Below are 13,115 nucleotides of genomic sequence, written 5' to 3'. Positions count from 1 at the left end.
GGGCTCGGGCTACGCGATGCCGCCGCCGTCGACGACGAGCGCCGACCCCGTGACGTAGCTCGACTCGTCGCTCGCGAGCCACACGACGGCCGACGCGATCTCGCGCGGCTCGCCCATGCGGCGCAGCGGCCGGTCGGCGGCCTCGGCGAGGAACCCGTCCTCGGCCTGTCCGAGCTGGCGGGCCTCGTCGCGCAGCATGCCCGTGTTCACGTCGCCCGGGTTCACCGAGTTCACCCGGATGCCCTGCGGACCGTGGTCGATCGCGAGCGCACGGGTCATGTTGACGACGGCCCCCTTCGAGGCGCAGTACGAGATCGCCTGCCCGCCGCCCTTGAGGCCCCAGCCCGAGCCGGTGTTGACGATCGAGCCGCCGCCCGCGGCCTCCATGACCGGCACGACGTGCTTGCACATGAGGAAGATCGAGCGCACGTTCACGCCGAACACGCGGTCCCACTCCTCGACGGTCGTCTCGACCGCGGTCGTACGGCGGATGATGCCCGCGTTGTTGAAGACGACGTTCACGCCGCCGAACTCGTCGACCACGGTCTGCACGACCCGTTCGATGTCGGGCTCGCTCGCGACATCCGCCGCGAGCGCGATGGCCGTGCCGCCGGCGGCGCGGATCTCCTCGGCGACCGCTTGCGCGGCCTCGAGGTTCAGGTCGACGACGGCGACCTTCGCGCCCTCGGCGGCGAGGGCGATCGACGTCGCGCGGCCGATGCCGCCCGCTCCGCCGGTGACGATGGCCTGCTTGTTCTCAAGGCGCATGGCCTTCTCCTTCGGTGTGAGTGGGGGTGGGGTGGGATGCCTCGGCGTCGGGTGCCTGCACAGGGTAGACGCTCGTGGTCGCCGCGCCGGTGATCACGCGCGTGAAGCCCGCGAGGCGGGCGTCGACGCGGGGGTCGCCGGTGTCGACGAGCAGGGGGCGCCCGCCGAGGTCGACGAGCTTCTGCTCGGGCGCGACGACGAGGAGCGGGTCGTCGCCGAGCAGGCGGAGCACCCGCGCCGAGAGTTGCTGGTTGCCGCGGCCGAGCAGGAATCCCTGCCCGCCGATCACGCTCACGACCGCCTTCGCGGGGCCGCGCGAGATCTCGTCGACGAGCTCGTGCTCGCTCGCGCCCGCGCGCACGACGCGGCCGTCGAGCACGACGTCGACGCCGAGCGGCGTCTTCGCGACGCCGAGCTCGCGGGCGAGCTCGGCCATCGTGCCGCCGGGCCCGAGCAGGTAGCGCACGCCGGGAAGCAGCGCGCGGGCGGCGCCCCGGGCGGCTGCGGCGACCGCGGCCTGCTCGCTCACGGGCGTCGCGGCCTTGCGCGACTGCGTGCGCCCGGCGCGGTAGGGCACGGGCATCGTGCCGTAGAGCCGGGGCTCGACGCGCGCGCGTCGCATGGCGGCCTCGTCGAGGTCGAGCACCTCGCGCTGCTGCACCGGCAGGGCGCCCGTCGCGGATGCCTCCGCCCACGCCGCGGCGAGGGTGCCCGCCGCCCGCGGACTGACGGCGAAGACCGGCGAGTACATCTTGACTCCCGCGGGGATGCCGAGGGCGGCGACGCCACGACGGCCGGCGCCGTGCGCCGAGTCGTCGGCATCCGCCGTCGACACGCCGTCGCGCGAGGCCGACCCGTCGGCGCGGCTCGGCGCGACGCCGACGACCGGCGACGGCCCGAGCCCCGCGGCGACGTCGCGGGCGGTGCCGTCGCCGCCGGCGAAGAGCACGAGGGTCGCGCCGGCGTCGACGAGCGCCCGCACGGCGGCGGTCGTGTCGGCCGGCGTCGTCTCGAGCGCGGATGCCTCGGCGCCGGCGCCGCCCGGGCGGTGGACGACGCGCGCCTCGAGGCCGGCGGCGCGCACCGCGTCCTCCCCCATCGGGCCGGCGGCCGTGAGGATGACCGGGGCGTGGTCTCGAGTCGCGTCGACTCCGTCGGCGCTGCGCGACGGACGGAGGCTCGTCGCGACGACCTCGAGCGCGACCCGGGCCCGCTCGCCGGCCTGCGGCCTCGCACCGCGCGCGGCGGCCTCGACCTGCACGTCGGCGCCGTCGGAGCCGGCGAGCCCAGCGGGACCGCCGACCCCGGCGACCGGGTTCACGACGAGGGCGAGCATGCTCAGGCGGCCGACTCCGCGACGTCGGCGACGGCCGGGGCGCCTTCGCCGAAGTACTTCCGGCGGTAGGCGCGCCAGGTGATGGCCCAGCGCTCGGGGTCGTCGAGGTCGTCGTGATGGGTGTGGTGCACCGTCTGGTTGTGCGGCGCGGTGCGCACGACCTCGGGCGTCTCGCGCGCCTCGCGCGCGACCTCGGCGAGCGCGGCCACGTACTCGTCGATCTCGGCCATCGAGTACGACTCGGTCGGCTCGAGCGTGAACGGCTGCGGCACGACGTAGGGGTGGTGGCTCGTCCAGTAGTGCATGCCGAAGTCGGAGAGGCGGATGCCGATCTCCTCCGACGAGATGCCCGTCTCCTCGAACAGCTCCTGCCACGAGTAGCGCACCTGCTCGATGCGGCGCCGGCCCTCGGCGTACGGCGCCGAGGCGCCGGGGATGTCGGTGACCTTCTTCAGCAGGTAGTTGTTGTTGAGCACCGCGATCTCGGCGGCGGCGAGCAGGCCCTCGGCACCGAGCGCCATGATCCACGCGTACGCCCGCACGATGTTCGGCACGACCCCGTGGAAGGGCGCGACCGAGCCGATCGACTGCGGGCCGGCCTCCTGCACGTCGAAGCGCACGTCGCCCGACTCGTCGGTCGACCGCACGACGCGCGGCCCGGGCAGGAACGGCGCGAGCGCCTCGCTCACCGCGTTCGCCCCGGCGCCCGGTCCGCCGCAGGCGTGCGGCGTCGAGAACGTCTTGTGCAGGTTGAAGTGGCAGACGTCGAACCCGGCGTCGCGGGCGCGCGTGATGCCGAGGATGCCGTTCGCGTTCGCCTGGTCGTACGACGCGAGGGCGCCGACCTCGTGCGCGGCATCCACCCACTGCTTGATGGCGGGGTTGTAGATGCCGGTGTCCTCGGGGTTGGTGACCATGATCGCCGCGGTGCGCGGCGAGAGCGCCGCCTTCAGGGCGGCGAGGTCGGGGTAGCCGTCGGCGTCGGGGAAGATCGTGACGACCTCGTACCCGGCCGCCTTCGCCGCCGCCGCGTTCGAGGGGTGGCTGAAGATCGTCGTGATGACCTCGCGACGCTGCTCGCCCTCGCCGTTCGCCTCGTGGTACGCGCGGATCATGGCGATGTTCGCCCAGATCGCGGCCGAGCCGCCCTGCGTGTGCAGCGACACCTCCGCCATGCCCGAGATCTCGGCGAGCATGCGCTCGAGGTTCCAGGTGATCTCGAGCACGCCCTGCGCGTCGGCCGGGTCCTGCAGGGGGTGCATCGCGGTGAGCTGCGGCACGCCGATCAGCTGGTCGTTGATCTTCGGCGAGTACTTCATGGTGCAGGTGCCCTGGCCGATGTCGACGTTGAAGTCGGCGCCGAGGTTCTCCTGCGAGAGGCGCAGGTAGTGCTTGAGCACGCGCTGCTGACCCATCTCGGGGAGGGCGGGCGGTGCGTCGCGGCGGAGGCCCGCGGGCAGTGCGGCGACCACGTCGCCGACGGCCTCGCGCACGCCCGGCTCGATCGGCGTGACGAGGACGCCCCGCTCGCCCGGCGTGGAGAGTTCGAAGACGACCGGTTCGTCCCAGCTGGCCTGGTGGAAGCGGCGGACGGCGGGCTTGGGTGCGAGCGGGAGACTCATGCGTTCTGCTCCTCGGTGGTCGTGGTGGTTGCGTCGGTGCCGGCGCCGCTCGCGAGACCGGCGAGGGCCGTGGCGAGCCGGTCGATGTCGGCCTGGCTCGTCAGCTCGGTGACGCAGACCACGAGGGTGTGCTCGCCGAGCACGACGCCGGGCTCGATGCCCTGGCCGCGGAGCGCCTCGACGACACCGCGCGCGGTGAGGCCGGCGCCCGACACGTCGATCGTGAACTCGCGCAGGTGCAGCGCGTCGTCGCCGAGCGCGACGCCCGGGATCGCGGCGAGCCGCAGCTGAGCGTAGCGCGTGCGGGCGAGCAGCAGCTCGCCGAGGTCGCGCATGCCCTGCGGTCCCATGAGCGCGAGGTAGACGCCTGCGGCGATGCCCCAGAGCGCGGCGGCGGTGCCGACCCACTCCTTGCCCTCTTCGCGCAGGGCGAAGGAGGTGCGCTCGTAGGCGACGTCGCCGAAGCCGACCTCGCCCGGAACGTCGGTGGTCGCGAGGCCGAAGAGGCGCGAGGGCATCTCCATGACGAACGTCGGGTCGTCGGCGACGGCGATGAAGCCGCCGTGGGCGCCGCCGTACCACTGGTGGAGGCCGAGCGACTGGATGTCGCCGCAGACGATGTCGGCGCCCTGCTCGGCCGGGGGCGTCAGCACGCCGTAGCCGATCGGATCGGTGCCGACGACGAGGATCGCGCCGGCGGCGTGCGCCGCCTCGGCGATCGTCGCGAGGGATGCCTCGACCGCCCCCGTGACGCTCGGCGTCTCGACCCAGACCGCGGCGACGTCGTCGCCGAGCCGCGAGGCGAGCCCCGCGACATCCGCGGTGCCGTTCACGGTCGCGACGACCTCGAGGTCGAGGTGCACGCGCACGAAGTCGAGCACCTTCGAGTACTTCGCCGGCAGCACGTCGCTCGCGACGAGCACCCGGCGGCGGCCGGTGATGCGCCCGGCCATGGCGAGGCCCGTCGCGGTCGCCTGGTAGCCGTCGTAGGTGGGCACGTTCACGACGTCCATGGCGAGCAGCTCGGCCATGAGCGACTGGTACTGGAACAGTGCCTGGAAGCGGCCGTGGTCCTCGTAGGGCTCGCCCGCATAGGCGGTGAGGAACTCGCTGCGGGTGATGACCTCGTCGACGACGGCCGGCACGTAGTGGTGGTACGTGCCGTGCCCGAGGAAGCTCAGGCGCTCGTCGGTCGAGCGGTTCTTCGCGAGGAGGCCCCGCACGTGGCGGGCGAGATCCTGCTCGGCGAGGAGGGGCGCCGGAAGGTCGAGCGGCCGGCCGAGCCGCAGCTCGGCGGGCACGTCGGCGTAGAACTCCTCGGTGGAGGTCGCCCCGACGGCGTCGAGCATGGCCTGCTTCGTCGCGGGCGCGGTGTTCGGGATGTACGGATGGACGAATGCGTCGGTCATGGTGCCTCGGTCGTTCGGTGGTTCGTGTCGGACAGGGTGATGAAGGGCGGTTCCGTCGCGCGCGGCGTCGCGAGCACGGCGGCGCCGAAGCGGGGAAGGACGAGGGTGGTGCCGGTGAGACCGCCGTCGTCGCCCGCCAGCAGGTCGCGCGCGCCGGCGGGCACGTCGACGGTGAGCTCGCGGCGGCCGTGGTTGAGCACGAAGGTGTAGTCGGTCGTCTCGTCGCTGCGGGTCACGGCCTCGAGGTCGAGGTCGATGCGCTCGCGCGCCGGCAGGCCGGCCGCGGCGAGCACGTCGCGGAAGAGGGCGACGAGCCCGTCGCGCTCGAGCACGCAGCTCACGTACCAGGCCGCGCCGGATGCCTCGGCTCCTCCGGCCCGTCGCGTGACCGCCGGGCGGCCGTCGAGCTCGCCCGAGGCGTAGCGCGCGAGCACCTCGGTGCCGTCGTGCAGCTCGAGCCACTCGCCCCAGGTCGGGGCCGCGTGCTCGCCGCCGCCGGCGAATGCCACACGCTCGGCGAGCCCGTCGGAGACCGGCCATTGCTCGTCGACCTCGACGCCGAGCACTGCCCGCAGCGGTCCGGGCGCTCCGCCGTCGTGCACCTTCTCGGTGTCGTCGACGACGCCCGAGAACGGGCCGACCACGAGTCGGCCGCCGCGAGCGACGTAGTCGGAGAAGACCTCGGCCTCCGAGGCATCCGTCACGTAGAGGTTCGGCACCACGACGACGTCGTAGCCGTCGAACGGGCCGCTCGCGCGCACCGTGTCGACGGCGTGGCCGAGCGCGTGCAGCGCGGCGTGCCAGGCGCGCGCCTGGGCGAGCCAGTTCAGGCGCTGCGACGGCAGCGACTCGGTCGCGCTCGAGCCCCACCACGAGTCGTGGTCGACGACGAGCGCGATGCGCGAGCGCACTCGGCTGCCGCGCATGGGCTCGAGCTGCCGCAGTTCGGCGCCGAACGCCTTCGCCTCCTGGAACGTGCGGGAGGCCTCGCCGCGGTGCCCGACCATCGCCGAGTGGAACTTCTCCTGGCCGTACTTGGCCTGGCGCCACTGGAACACCATCGCGCCGTCCGAGCCGTGCGCGATGGCCTGCAGGCTGCCGACGCGGTACTGGCCGGGCGCCTTCGGCACGTTGACGTCGCGCCAGCTGACGCCGCTCGGCGCCTGCTCGAGCAGCAGCCACGGCTGCCCGCCCTTGAGCGAGCGCATGTACCCGTAGTTCAGCGCGGCCGGCACGTGCGCGAGCGGGTCGGCCGGGTCGGGGTAGGCGTCGTCGGTGACGAGGTCCTCAGCGGCGGCGAAGTCCCAGTAGTCCAGGTCGCGCAGGATCGACATGAAGTTCGTGGTGACGCCGATCTCGGGCGTGACCTCGCGGAGGACGTCGACCTCGAGCTGGAAGAGCTCGAGCAGCGCGTCGGACGAGAAGCGCTCGAAGTCGAGCAGCTGCGTCGGGTTCACTGGGCCGGTCGAGCGGCGCGGCGCCTCGATGTGCGCCCAGTCGGTGTAGCGCTGGCCCCAGACGTTGACGCCCCAGGCCTCGTTGAGTCCCTCGAGGTCGCCGTAGCGTGCCTCGAGCCAGCGCCGGAAGTAGGCGGACGACTCGGGGCACCAGCAGCGGGAGACGTGGTCGCCGTACTCGTTCGAGACGTGCCAGAGCGCGAGCGCGGGGTGCTCGCCGTAGCGCTCGGCCATCGCCCGCGTCATGCGGGCCACGTGCTCACGCCAGACGGGCGAGCTCGGGCAGTAGGCCTGGCGCGAGCCGAACTCGAGGCGCTGTCCGTCCTCGTTCCACGGCAGCATCTCGGGGTGCGATCGGATGAGCCACGACGGCGGCGTCGCGGTCGCGGTGGCGAGGTCGACCTTGATGCCACCCTCCCAGAGCAGGTCGATGATGCGGTCGAGCCAGCCCCACTCGTAGACGCCGGGAGCGGTTTCGAGCTGCGGCCACGAGAACACCGGGAGGCTCACGAGGTTCACGCCGGCCTCGCGCATGAGGCGGATGTCCTCGTGCCAGACCTCCTCCGGCCACTGGTCGGGGTTGTAGTCGCCGCCGTAGGCGAGTGCGTCGAGCCGGATCGCCCGAGGGGACTCGTCGGTCACGCCTGCTCCTCTCTGAGTGTGCGCGGGTCGGAATGTGCGCGGGGATGTACAGCCTGCGATGCAGAATGTATTCTGTATACAGACACCGTAAACCGGATGCCGGAGGCGGTCAAGCCCGGGCTGAGCCCTAGGCTTGCCGCGATGGACGAACGGCCGCGCGCGGCCCGAAAGGCGATCTCATGGCGATCGAACGCAAGAACCTGCGCTCGCAGGTTCGCGAGGAGTTGCTCGCCCGCATGCGCGCGGGCGAGGTGCAGCCGGGCGAGGGCATCAACGAGGTCCAGCTCGCCGGCGAGCTCGGCGTGAGCCGCACTCCCCTGCGCGAAGCGCTCATCGCCCTCGAGAGCGAGGGCCAGATCACGAGCGAGAACGGCAAGGGCTTCCGCTTCGTGCCGCTCAGTGCGGGCGAGTTCGAAGACCTGGCTCCGGTGATGGCCGCACTCGAGAGCCTGGCGCTCGAGCTCAGCCCCGTCGACGAGCTCCGCACGATCGGTGCGCGTCTCGCCGAGCTCGCCGCCGAGTTCGACCAGGAGGTCGTCGAGCACGCCCTCGTCGTCACGAAGGACGACGAGTGGCACGGCATCATGCTCTCGGCCTGCCCGAACCGGCGCCTGCTCGACGTCATCGAAAGCGTGCGCGGGGCGTTCCACCGGTACGAGTCGCTGCTCGTGCCGAGCGACGTCATGATCGAGCGCGTCGCCGCCGAGCACGCCGCGATCGCCGCGTGCCTCGCCGACGGCGACGTGCCGGGCGCGGTGGCCGCACTCAAGGTCAACTGGATCCAGGGCATGCGCCGCATCCTCGACAACGCCTCGAGCCCGTACTTCACCGCGTAGCCCCGCGGCTTCTGCAGGAGAATTGCGCCGACGACCCGCGTCAGGCAGGGATGGGGCCCATTCTCCTGCAGAAGCCGTGCTGTACCGTGCGGCGCCGCTGCGGACGGTCAGGCTCCGGCCGAGAGTTCCACCGCGAGGTCGATGAACAGCGCCGCCGACCAGCCGAACGCCGTCGTGGCGGTCGGCGCCTTCTCGCCCGTGAGCGGGTCGAAGTACTCGTGCGGTCCGCCGCCGTGCACGACGAGGGCGACGGTGCGTTCGGCGAGGTCGTGCGCGAGGTCGTCGCGCCCCGAGGCCCGCAGCCCCTCGACGATGAGCCGGTTGGTGTTCACCCACACCGGCCCGCGCCACATGCGCGTCGCCGAGAAGTCGGGGTCGGCGGCCGAGACCGTCGGCACCGCCCACGGCAGCGCGTAGCGCTCGGGATCGCCGAGCGCCGCGATGAGCGAGTCGAGCACGGGCGAGGGCAGCGCTCCGGTCAGGAGCGGCATGAAGCCGACGACCGCGTCGCTCGCGACGCGCTCACCGGCGGCTCGCGCCTCGAAGCGGCCGGATGCCTCGTTCCACAGCCCGAGCAGCAGCTCGAGCGTGCGGGCGGCGCGTGCGCGGTGCCCGGCGGGGTCGCCCGCGGCATCGGTCCCGTAGCGCTCGGCGAGCCGGGCGAGCTCGAGGTCCTGCAGCACGAGGTACGCGCCGAGGTCGGGCGCGGTCGTCGGCAGCGGCCCGTCGAAGATCGGGCTGTCGTCGAGCCCTGACGAGTACGGGTGCCCGTACTCGGGCAGGCCGTCGCCGTCGAGGTCGCTGCCCGTGAACCACCAGTCCTGCGAGCGGCGGATCCTCACGAGCTGCTCGCGCGCCCACTCGGGCGCGTCCTCGGCCTCGAGCACCTTCGCGAGCGCCCAGGCCGCGAGCGGCGGCTTCGTCAGCGGCACTGGCGCGTTCGGGTCGGCGATCTGCGAGCCCGCGCGCCGCAGCCGGTCGCGGTCGGCCTGCGGCAGGTCGTCGCTCGTGGCGAGCACGCCCGCCTCGTGCACGACGTCGGGCAGCTGCCCGTCCTCGCTCGGGAACCGGAACGCGATCTCGAGCTGCTCGCGCGCGAGCGCCGGATCGCCGTGACGCAGGCCCATCGCGATGAAGTACGCGTCCCACTGCCACACGCCCACGTAGCCGATCTTCGACGGCACGACGCCGCGCGCGTCGCCGAGGCCCGGAAGCTCGACGATGTTCGCGCCGAGCACCCACCAGCAGAAGGCGGCCATCTGCTGCAGGTCGTCGCGCACGATCGGGCACTTCGCGAACCAGTCGAGCCAGAGGCGCTCGGTCTGCGCGAGGTCGTCGTCCTGCGAGCCGAATGCCTCGTGCCGCACGGTGCGGTCGGCGGCAATGTGCAGGCGCACCGAGGGAGCGCGCGCCGTGAGCTCGACGCACGTCCGCTCGCCGTCGGGAGTCGTCCATACGACCGAGAGGCCCGCGGCTCCCCCGACCGACAGCGCGCTCGCCCCGGCGAAGGTGAGCGTCGCCGCGCCGTCGCCGAACTCGACGGCGTGCGGCAGCACCCCGGTGACGGGCAGCGCCAGTCCCGAGGCATCCTGCACGGCCAGTTCGTCGATGACGCGGCAGTCGTCGAGCCAGCGCTCGTACTCCGAGGTGTGCACCCGCAGCGCCGTCGCCGGGGGCGCGCCGTCGGCGCCGCCCTGCTCGGCGAGCTCGGCACGGTCCTCGCGGAACACGAGCACGCGCGAACGCGGCAGCGTGAACGGGGCCTGCACCAGGTCGAGGTGGCGGCCGGCGAGGCCCGCCAGCGCCGCGGCATCCATGGTCGTCGAATGCCGGGTCATCGTCCTCCCAATCCTGAGGCGGCCATGCTGTTGAGGATGCGGCGCTGCCCGATGACGAACACGATGAGCATCGGCACCGTCGAGATCGCGGAGGCCGCCATCACGAGCCCGTAGTTCACCGAGCCGAACTGCCCCTGGAAGCTCGAGAGCAGCAGCGGCACCGTGAAGAGGTCGGGCGTGTTCAGGAGCACCAGCGGGAACAGGAACGCGTTCCACACGCCGAGCGACACGATGATGCTGAGCGCCGCGAGGCCGGGCTTCAGGTTGGGCAGGATGACGCTCCAAAAGATGCGCCAGCGGCCCGCGCCGTCGACGAGCGCCGCCTCCTCGAGCTCCTTCGGCAGCGACAGCACGAACTGGCGCATGAGGAACACGGCGAAGGGGTTCGCGAGCAGGCCCGGCACGATGAGCGAGAGGTGCGAGTCGACCCAGCCGAGCTGCGTCATCAGCAGGTAGAACGGGATGAGCGTGACCTGCGCGGGGATCATCTGCGTCGCGAGGAACACGATGAACAGCACCTTGCTGCCCTTGAACGGGATGCGCGCGAACGCGTACCCGGCCATCGACGCGGTGATGAGCGTGCCGACGACGACGAGCACCGCGATGTAGATGCTGTTGACGTACGCCTGCCCGAAGGGCACCGCGTTCCACGCCTCGGCGTAGTTGTCGAAGGTCCACGGGTCGGGGAGGAACGCGAGCGGGTCCTGGAGCAGTTGCGGCAGCGTCTTGAACGAGGTCAGCAGCATCCAGATGAACGGGAACACCATCGCGAGGCCGCCGACGATGAGTAGCGCGTGCAGCACGGTCGCGCTGAGGCGCCGCTTGCCGCGGCCGGTGCGCTGCCCGTTCGGCCGGTAGTCGTAGCCGGGCGCGGAGATCGCGATCGTCGAGTCGGTGGGTGCGGGCTGCACCCCGTCGACGAGGCCGGGGGTCGTGAGACTCATGCTGCGTCGTCCTCGTAGTGCACGAACTTCTTCTGGGCGCCGAACTGGATCGCCGTGATGACGAGCGTCAGGATCAGCAGGATCACGCTCGCCGCGCTCGACGGACCGAACTCGAAGCGGCCGAAGCCGAGATCGTAGATGTGGTAGACGATCGTGCGGGTGGCGTTGTCGGGCCCGCCGTTCGAGACGAGCACGTAGACGATGTCGAACGTCTGCAGCGACGAGATGAACGCCACGACCGACGAGAAGAACACGATCGGCGAGAGCAGCGGCAGCCGGATCTGCGTGAAGAGCCGCCAGGCGCCGGCGCCGTCGATGCGGGCCGCCTCGATGACCGAGGGCGAGATGTTCTGGAGGCCCGCCAGGAAGATCACGACGTTGAGGCCCAGCGAGGCCCAGATCGCGACGATGCAGACCGCGAGCAGCGCGAGCTTCGGATCCTGCAGCCAGTCGGGCGGGGCGACGCCGAAGGCCTTCGCGATCGCCGTCGACATGACGCCGTCGGAGCGGAACATCTGCTGCCAGATCATCGCGACCGCGACCGTCGAGGTCATCACCGGCGCGAAGAAGAGCAGCAGGTAGAGGGTGCGGGTCTTCAGCCGCTCGAGTGCGACCGCGATGACGACGGCGAGGCCGAGGCCGACGGGCACCGTGATGAGCGCGATCAGCAGGGTGTTGATGATCGAGCGGCCCAGCAGTTCGTCCTGCAGCTGGGCGCTGAAGTTCTCGAGGCCCACCCAGGTGAGCTCGCCGAGGCCGTCCCAGCTGGCGAAGGCGAGCACCAGGCTCGCCGCGAACGGCAGCACGACGAACAGCAGCATGCCGAACAGCTGCGGGCCCACGAAGACGTAGCCCCAGCGGCGGTCGCGCCGCCGCCAGGCGGACTCCTTGCGGATCGGGCGTGGGGACGGGGCGGATGCCGCAGGCTGGGCCTGCGGCATCCGCTCGCCGGTGGCGAGGTCGGTCACGCTACTCGCCCGACTTCTCCGCGACGAGGTCGGCGACGGCGTCGAGCGTGCCCTGCGCGTCGGTCTTGTCCTCGTAGAGCCCCAGGAACAGCTCGCTGATGTCGGTCGAGAGCCCGGGGACCCGCGCCTCGGCGGCGTAGTTCGTGAAGCCCACGTCGCGCATGTCGAGGAAGGTCTGGGCGTGCGCCGGGTAGTCGCCGTCGAGCACCACGTCGTCGGCGCCCTTGATCGACGGCACCGCGTTGCCGCCGCCCTCGAGGCGGAAGGTCTGGCCCTCGGCCGAGAGGAACTCGGTCCAGAAGGTGAATGCGGCGTCGCTCGCGGCGGTCTTGCCGTTGATCGCGAGGAACGAGACGGCCACGCCGGTCGGCGCCGCCTGCCCGTCGGGCGTCGGCCAGCGCACGATGTCGTAGCTGTCCTGCTCGCCGGTCGCCTCGACAGTGCCGATCGTGTAGCGGCCCTGCACGAAGAACCCGGCCTTGTGCGTCACGAAGACGCTGTCGGCGCCGGCACCGTCGGGCAGCGTGTCGGCCACGACGAAGGTGCCGTCCTGGAACTTCTCGCCGAGCTCGTCGATCGCGGCGACGCTGGCCGGGTCGGTGTTCGCGACGAACGCGCCCGACTCGTCGTACGGCGCGGGCAGGCCCTGCGAGGACAGCCAGCTCCAGTGGGTCGCCCAGTAGTTCCAGAACATCGAGCCCGTGAGGCCCGCGTCCTGCAGCCGGTCGTTCATCTCGAGGTACTTCTCGGTCGTCCACTCGCCGTTCTCGGCGAGGGTGGCCGGGTCCTCGGTGATGCCCGCCGCCTCGAGGGCCTGCTTGTCGTACCAGAGCACATCGGGGTTCGAGTCGTTCGGGGCGCCGTAGTACTCGCCGTCCTTCTCGGCCGCGCCGAAGAGGCCGGGGAAGAAGTCGTCGGGCTTCGTCTGGCTGTCCTTCGACTCCATGAGCTCCTTGAGCGGCATGAGCCGGCCCGAGTCGACGAACTGCCCCATCATGTCGTCGCCGACGTAGAACACGTCGGGCGCGGTGTTGCTCGTGAGCTGGGCGAGGAGCTTCGAGTGGTAGTCGCCGTAGCCCGCCACGGGCTGCAGCTTGACCGTGATGTCGGGGTGGCGCTCCATGAACGCCTCGTTGAACTCCTTGTACCGCGTGAGCTCTTCGGCGGTGCCCCACGTCGACCATACGACGGTGTTCTCGTCCTTCGCACCTCCCCCGCCGCTGCAGGCCGCCAGGCCGATCGCGAGGGCGCTTGCCGCGCCGATCGCCAGGAGACGCCTCATCTTCGAGTTCGCG

General features: G+C 72.0%; 10 protein-coding genes. 1 reads left to right on the top strand and 9 read right to left on the bottom strand.

Going from position 1 to position 13,115, the window contains the following annotated elements; all coding sequences use genetic code 11:
- Nucleotides 1-9 precede the first annotated feature (9 nt).
- From ACFVTH_RS12865 to ACFVTH_RS12845, 5 genes are read right to left on the bottom strand one after another with little or no spacing between them, the layout of a single operon-like run.
- Nucleotides 10-768, bottom strand: a complete 759-nt coding sequence (locus ACFVTH_RS12865) for an SDR family NAD(P)-dependent oxidoreductase (protein ID WP_387091389.1) — start codon at nucleotides 766-768, stop codon at nucleotides 10-12.
- A complete protein-coding gene (locus ACFVTH_RS12860; protein ID WP_387091386.1) occupies nucleotides 758-2,104 on the bottom strand; it encodes an ATP-NAD kinase family protein in 1,347 nt (448 codons plus the stop codon). Before ACFVTH_RS12860 ends, ACFVTH_RS12865 begins: the two co-directional genes overlap by 11 nt.
- A gap of 2 nt (nucleotides 2,105-2,106) precedes the next feature.
- The gene (gcvPB, locus tag ACFVTH_RS12855; RefSeq protein WP_387091383.1) at nucleotides 2,107-3,726 is read right to left on the bottom strand and encodes an aminomethyl-transferring glycine dehydrogenase subunit GcvPB; all 1,620 of its coding nucleotides are present in this window, start codon (nucleotides 3,724-3,726) and stop codon (nucleotides 2,107-2,109) included.
- Nucleotides 3,723-5,135, bottom strand: a complete 1,413-nt coding sequence (gene gcvPA / locus ACFVTH_RS12850; protein WP_387091380.1) for an aminomethyl-transferring glycine dehydrogenase subunit GcvPA — start codon at nucleotides 5,133-5,135, stop codon at nucleotides 3,723-3,725. The genes gcvPB and gcvPA overlap by 4 nt, the downstream gene beginning before the upstream one ends.
- The gene (locus tag ACFVTH_RS12845; RefSeq protein WP_387091377.1) at nucleotides 5,132-7,234 is read right to left on the bottom strand and encodes a beta-galactosidase; all 2,103 of its coding nucleotides are present in this window, start codon (nucleotides 7,232-7,234) and stop codon (nucleotides 5,132-5,134) included. Before ACFVTH_RS12845 ends, gcvPA begins: the two co-directional genes overlap by 4 nt.
- Nucleotides 7,235-7,413: 179 nt before the next feature.
- Between ACFVTH_RS12845 and ACFVTH_RS12840 the strand changes: the two genes are divergently transcribed.
- Nucleotides 7,414-8,070, top strand: coding sequence for a GntR family transcriptional regulator (locus tag ACFVTH_RS12840; RefSeq protein ID WP_387091374.1), 657 nt, complete (start codon nucleotides 7,414-7,416; stop codon nucleotides 8,068-8,070).
- A gap of 107 nt (nucleotides 8,071-8,177) precedes the next feature.
- Here the strand turns inward: ACFVTH_RS12840 and ACFVTH_RS12835 are convergent, their stop codons facing one another.
- The 4 genes from ACFVTH_RS12835 to ACFVTH_RS12820 are packed head-to-tail and all read right to left on the bottom strand — an operon-like array spanning nucleotide 8,178 to nucleotide 13,102.
- Nucleotides 8,178-9,908 (bottom strand): amylo-alpha-1,6-glucosidase, encoded by a 1,731-nt coding sequence (locus ACFVTH_RS12835; RefSeq protein ID WP_387091371.1) that lies wholly within the window; start codon nucleotides 9,906-9,908, stop codon nucleotides 8,178-8,180.
- A complete protein-coding gene (locus tag ACFVTH_RS12830) occupies nucleotides 9,905-10,852 on the bottom strand; it encodes a carbohydrate ABC transporter permease (RefSeq protein WP_387091368.1) in 948 nt (315 codons plus the stop codon). Before ACFVTH_RS12830 ends, ACFVTH_RS12835 begins: the two co-directional genes overlap by 4 nt.
- The gene (locus tag ACFVTH_RS12825) at nucleotides 10,849-11,820 is read right to left on the bottom strand and encodes a carbohydrate ABC transporter permease (RefSeq protein WP_387091365.1); all 972 of its coding nucleotides are present in this window, start codon (nucleotides 11,818-11,820) and stop codon (nucleotides 10,849-10,851) included. The genes ACFVTH_RS12830 and ACFVTH_RS12825 overlap by 4 nt, the downstream gene beginning before the upstream one ends.
- A gap of 1 nt (nucleotide 11,821) precedes the next feature.
- Nucleotides 11,822-13,102 carry an ABC transporter substrate-binding protein gene (locus ACFVTH_RS12820; RefSeq protein ID WP_387091362.1) on the bottom strand — a complete coding sequence of 427 codons (1,281 nt, stop codon included), beginning with the start codon at nucleotides 13,100-13,102 and terminating at the stop codon, nucleotides 11,822-11,824.
- Between the last annotated feature and the right edge of the window lie 13 nt (nucleotides 13,103-13,115).

The sequence above is a fragment of the Agromyces sp. NPDC058104 genome (genome assembly GCF_042884835.1).
In the GTDB taxonomy this organism is placed as follows: domain Bacteria; phylum Actinomycetota; class Actinomycetes; order Actinomycetales; family Microbacteriaceae; genus Agromyces.
This window is presented reverse-complemented; position numbering and strand designations above follow the sequence as displayed.

Bases quoted from the DNA above. Each gene is read 5' to 3' on its own strand.
- ACFVTH_RS12835 (WP_387091371.1), bottom strand. From the start codon at position 9,908: ATGACCCGGCATTCGACGACCATGGATGCCGCGGCGCTGGCGGGCCTC.
- ACFVTH_RS12830 (WP_387091368.1), bottom strand. From the start codon at position 10,852: ATGAGTCTCACGACCCCCGGCCTCGTCGACGGGGTGCAGCCCGCACCC.
- gcvPB (WP_387091383.1), bottom strand. From the start codon at position 3,726: ATGAGTCTCCCGCTCGCACCCAAGCCCGCCGTCCGCCGCTTCCACCAG.
- ACFVTH_RS12865 (WP_387091389.1), bottom strand. From the start codon at position 768: ATGCGCCTTGAGAACAAGCAGGCCATCGTCACCGGCGGAGCGGGCGGC.
- ACFVTH_RS12840 (WP_387091374.1), top strand. From the start codon at position 7,414: ATGGCGATCGAACGCAAGAACCTGCGCTCGCAGGTTCGCGAGGAGTTG.
- ACFVTH_RS12860 (WP_387091386.1), bottom strand. From the start codon at position 2,104: ATGCTCGCCCTCGTCGTGAACCCGGTCGCCGGGGTCGGCGGTCCCGCT.
- gcvPA (WP_387091380.1), bottom strand. From the start codon at position 5,135: ATGACCGACGCATTCGTCCATCCGTACATCCCGAACACCGCGCCCGCG.
- ACFVTH_RS12820 (WP_387091362.1), bottom strand. From the start codon at position 13,102: ATGAGGCGTCTCCTGGCGATCGGCGCGGCAAGCGCCCTCGCGATCGGC.